The organism is Nocardia cyriacigeorgica (genome assembly GCF_010858045.1).
Lineage (GTDB): Bacteria > Actinomycetota > Actinomycetes > Mycobacteriales > Mycobacteriaceae > Nocardia > Nocardia cyriacigeorgica_E.
On record NZ_JAAGVC010000382.1, the window covers coordinates 1 to 281 of the forward strand.

Below are 281 nucleotides of genomic sequence, written 5' to 3' on the forward strand. Positions count from 1 at the left end.
CCCGTGTGCCGAAGGTCGGCACCAAGGTGGCGTCCCGGAAGTTCGACCACGGTCTTGACACTCTGCTCGGGTTGCAGGAGACGCTGAAGGGTCACGGCGTCGTCCGCAATGAGGTCCGCGCCGCTACTCTCCTCAGCGCACCGCCTGCGGTGGCACGCAGGCTGGCGCTGGCTCCGGGCGCGCAGGCCGTCTACATCGAACGTCTGCGCTATCTCGCGGATCTGCCGCTGAGCCTCGATCTCACCTACCTCGCGCCCGAGGTCGGCGCCGAGGTCCTCACC

1 protein-coding gene is annotated in these 281 nt (G+C 68.7%); it reads left to right on the plus strand.

Annotation, left to right across the window (positions count from 1 at the left end; translation table 11 throughout):
- A partial coding sequence (locus GV790_RS30115) for a UTRA domain-containing protein (RefSeq protein ID WP_163818194.1) occupies nucleotides 1–281 on the plus strand: 281 nt, incomplete at both ends.